General features: G+C 27.6%; 4 protein-coding genes. All 4 read left to right on the top strand.

Annotation, left to right across the window (positions count from 1 at the left end; genetic code table 11):
* Positions 1-340: methionine adenosyltransferase domain-containing protein (locus tag BN899_RS16160; protein ID WP_042277589.1), on the top strand; the 340-nt coding region annotated here is incomplete at its 5' end.
* A gap of 131 nt (positions 341-471) precedes the next feature.
* Complete coding sequence (gene recD2 / locus BN899_RS16165; protein ID WP_042277591.1) at positions 472-2694, top strand: SF1B family DNA helicase RecD2; 2223 nt, start codon at positions 472-474, stop codon at positions 2692-2694.
* 2 nt (positions 2695-2696) lie between these two features.
* Positions 2697-3479 carry a ComF family protein gene (locus BN899_RS16170; RefSeq protein ID WP_042277594.1) on the top strand — a complete coding sequence of 261 codons (783 nt, stop codon included), beginning with the start codon at positions 2697-2699 and terminating at the stop codon, positions 3477-3479.
* Between the two features lie 649 nt (positions 3480-4128).
* The gene (gene hpf, locus BN899_RS16175) at positions 4129-4686 is read left to right on the top strand and encodes a ribosome hibernation-promoting factor, HPF/YfiA family (protein ID WP_042277597.1); all 558 of its coding nucleotides are present in this window, start codon (positions 4129-4131) and stop codon (positions 4684-4686) included.
* The last annotated feature ends 15 nt before the right edge of the window (positions 4687-4701 follow it).

Raw genomic sequence — 4701 nt, forward strand, 5'->3', positions numbered from 1 at the left:
AGCAGCTTACGCTGCAAGATATGTAGCTAAGAATATAGTTGCAGCTGGACTTGCTGACAAGTGTGAAATAGAACTTGCTTATGCAATAGGTGTAGCTAGACCACTTTCTATATTTATAGATACATTTGGAACAGGAAAAGTATCTGAAGAAATATTAGTTCAGTTAGTTGAAAAGAACTTTGACTTAAGACCAGGTGCAATAATAAGAGACCTAGACTTAAGAAAACCAAGATTCAAATCTACTGCAGCTTATGGACACTTTGGTAGAACAGATGTAGATTTACCATGGGAAAGAACTGATAAAGCCCAAATTTTAAGAAAAGAAGCTCTAGGACAATAATATAAATTAGATTTATAAATAAAACCCCTTAAAGTAATGTTGCTTTAAGGGGTGATTTTATTTTATATAAAAGGTATAATAATTACAACTTAAGTACAGTATAGAAATATTATTTGTTGTAGGAGAAAAGTATGGAAAGATTAGAAGGAATGATAAGTGATATAGTATTCAAAAATGATGATAATGGATACACCATAGCTCATTTAGCTAACTCTAATAATGAAGTTGTTATAGTTGGATGTATGCCAACTTTATCAGTTGGAGAAAGCATAGAAGTAGAGGGTAAATGGATAAATCACAAAACATATGGAACTCAGTTTGAGGTAAATAAATTTATGCCAGTGACACCATCATCGCTAGAAGGGATTTATGTATATCTAGCATCGGGTATGATACATGGTATAGGTGAAAAAATGGCGAAAAGAATTATAGATAAATTTGGAGTTAATACTTTAGATATAATACAAAATAGTCCGGAAAGATTAGAAGAAGTAGAAGGAATTGGAAGTAAGAAGGTAAATCAAATAGTTAAAAGTTATGAAGAAAATAGAGAACTTAGAAATATAATTATTGAATTATCACCTTATGGTATAACTCCTAATTACTGTATGAAAATATATAAAAAATACAAAAATAAAGCTATTGAAGTTATAAATAAAAATCCATATAAGCTAGCGGAAGATATAAGAGGTATAGGATTTAAAATAGCTGATGATATAGCAAATAAAATAGGAATAGAAAAGAACTCTAAAGATAGAATTTGCCAAGGAATTTTATATTCCCTAAATCAATCTTTAGGAAGTGGACATACTTATCTACCAGAAAATATTTTAATACAAGATGCTAAAAAATTATTACAAGTAAGCATTGACCTTATAGAAGAATGCATAATGGATTTAGCTTATGCCCAAAAGGTACATATAGAAAAAATGGGCGGACAGAATTTAATATATTTAATACCATACTATTTATCTGAAAACGGAGTTTGTAAGCAAATAATAAAATTATCTCAATGTGAATTTAAAGATTTAAATATAGATATTGAAGAAGAAATAAGACTTGTTGAAAAAGAAGAAGATATAAAATTAGCTACGAACCAAGCTAAAGCTGTTAAAGAGGCTATAGAAAGTGGAGTTGTAATAGTCACTGGTGGGCCCGGAACAGGAAAAACTACAACTATAAATACTATAATAAAAATATTTGAAAATAATAATCAGGAAGTTCTTTTAGCAGCACCAACAGGAAGAGCTGCTAAAAGAATGAGCGAAACCTCTAATAAAGAAGCAAAAACTATACATAGATTACTTGAAATGGGATTTGCTACAGACAGTGACCAGTTAGAGTTTATGAAAAATGAGGAAGAGCCTATAAAAGCAGATGTAATAATAGTAGATGAAGTTTCTATGGTTGATATTTTATTAATGTATTCATTACTAAGAGCTATAAAAGAAGGAACTAGAGTTATATTAGTTGGAGACAGTGACCAGTTACCATCTGTAGGTGCAGGTAATGTACTTAAAGATATTATAGATTCTGGAGTTATAAATGTAGTTGAATTAAATGAAATTTTTAGACAAGCCAGAGAAAGTATGATAGTAGTAAATGCTCATAAAATAAATAATGGACAACCACTTCACTTAAACTCAAAAGGGAAAGATTTCTTCTTTATAAAAAAATCTACAAATGAAGAAATTCTACAAGAAATAGTTGGCTTAGTTAATGAAAGACTACCTAAGTTTTACAATGTAGATAAATTAAAAGATATACAAATATTAGCATCTATGAGAAAAGGAGATTTAGGAGTAACGAACCTTAATGTGGAGCTACAAAAATATCTTAATCAACCTGAAAAATTTAAAGTAGAAGAGAGTTTCCAAAAAAGACTTTTTAGAGTTGGTGATAAAGTTATGCAAATAAAAAATAACTATACTAAAAAGTGGGAAAGTGAAGATTCAAAAGACAGCGGAGAAGGTATATATAATGGAGATATTGGTTATGTATATCATATAGATAAAGATAAGAGAACTGTATACGTATTATTTGATAATACTAAAATAGTATCTTATAAGTATGACGAATTAGATGAATTAGACCATAGTTTTTGCACAACTATACATAAAAGTCAGGGGAGTGAATTTCCAGTTGTAGTTATACCTATAACATGGGCCCCGCCAATGTTACTTAGTCGTAACTTATTATATACAGCTGTAACTAGAGCTAAAAAGCTGGTTGTATTAGTTGGAGATGTAAAGTACTTAGAATATATGATAAAAAATAATAGAACTAATGAGAGATACTCTAATTTAGCATACAAGTTAAATAAATTTAAGGTAGAAGGGTTGTTAGTTAAATAAATATGAAAAATAAAGAGATTATTTTCTCTAAAGTATTTAAAGATATAACTAATTCAATTTTGGATTTTATATATCCAGAAAATATAACTTGCATAATATGTGATAAACCTATAAGCAAAACTAATACTTATTCAATGTGTAAAGATTGCTTTAAAGAGTTACATTTTATATTAGATGGATGTGTAAAATGTGGAAAACCGATAATCAATAATTCTTTAGAAAAACAAGATATAAGTGGATGTAGTGGTTGCTTTAATAAAAATTTTTATTTTGATAAAGCTATATCTTGTATAGAATATAATGATTTAAGCAAAAAACTTGCTTTGGATTTTAAGTATAAAAACAAAACATATATGAGCAAGTATATAGCACAAATAATGAATGAAAAACTAGAAATAGAAAATATAAAATTTGACTATATCATGTATGTACCACTTCATAAAAAGCGTTTAAAGAAAAGAGGGTTTAACCAAGCTCAAAAGATAGGTATTAAATTAAGTAAATTAATTGATATACCAGATATAAATATTATATATAGAAAAAGTGATACTGTACAACTATATAAATTAAGTAAAAGTGAGAGAAAAAAAGAATTAAAAAATGCATTTATTATAAATGATAGAAATAATTTATTAAAAAATAAAAATATACTTTTAATAGATGATATATTCACAACAGGTTCAACTGTAAATGAGATATCAAAAGCCTTAAAATTAAATGGTGTTAATAAAGTATTTGTTATGACTTTGCTCACTAAGGCTTCGGATGCTTATGTTATGGAATAAATTCCTATTGACATATACTTATTAACGTATTAAAATAAATTAGTAATATTTAGGTCTGTGGTTGAAAGTCCAAGCCAGTTGCAGGCAAAGGGATCCACGTAAGTCAACACTAAAAATTGGGTTGATGATCATGGTGCAGCTTAGAAGTAAGACCTACCGATATCAAATCGAGAGAGCTAGTAGTGCGGCGAACCCAAGCGAACCCTCCAGTAGGCGAGTGTGGGGTCAAAAACCAGGTCAGCTAAATATTCAAAGTACCTTATAGGTACTTTTTTTTTATAAAAAATGGTATTCCATAAAAAAGTAAAATATATTAAATATGGGTATTAAATATAATTTTACGACATAAATTCACAAATTAATAACAACTACTGTTGATATTTGTGGATATATAAAAGTAAAGGAATAGCTTAAAATACACAAAACTAGAGTTATTAACAATTCTATCCACATTATCCACAAATGGTATGAATATTAGTAATCCACATATAAATAATAAGTATTATAAATTATTAAAAATTAATATATTTTTGGTTGTATATATTGATTTATAAAAGCTAACAATAAAAATAAAGGATTAGCTAAATTAGCGTAGAATACTATATCAAGGTATAAAATTTATACTGGATAACTGAAGGGAGATGTTCTTATGAATATAATAATATCTGGAAAGCAAATGGAACTAACAGAAGGTATAAAAAATACTATCCAAGAAAAATTAGGTAGGTTAGACATTTATATACAACCTGATGATAGAGTAAATGTTACTGTAAGTGCAAAAAAATCAAGACAAACAATAGAAGTAACAGTAATTCCTATAAATGGACCAATAATTAGAGCAGAAGATTCAGAAGAAAACTTATATGCAGCAATTGATGTTGTATATGATAAGTTAAATATGCAATTAAGAAAACTTAAAAATAGATTATTAGATAGACATCAAGACGTTGAAAGTATTAGATACAATGGTGTTGAAAAAGGTACTACAATAGATTATGAACAAGATTCTGATGAAGATGACTTTGAAGAAATAGTAATACAAAGACATAAAAAATTTGATATAAAACCAATGAATCCAGAAGAAGCGGTATTACAAATGAATCTTTTACAACATGATTTCTATATGTTTAGAAATATAGAAACGGATGAAATGTCTTTAGTTTATAAACGTAAAAATGGTGGATATGGAATGATAGAACACGAATAACATAATTAAAATAAT

The sequence above is a fragment of the Faecalimicrobium dakarense genome (assembly GCF_000499525.1).
Taxonomy (GTDB): Bacteria; Bacillota; Clostridia; order Peptostreptococcales; family Peptostreptococcaceae; genus Faecalimicrobium; species Faecalimicrobium dakarense.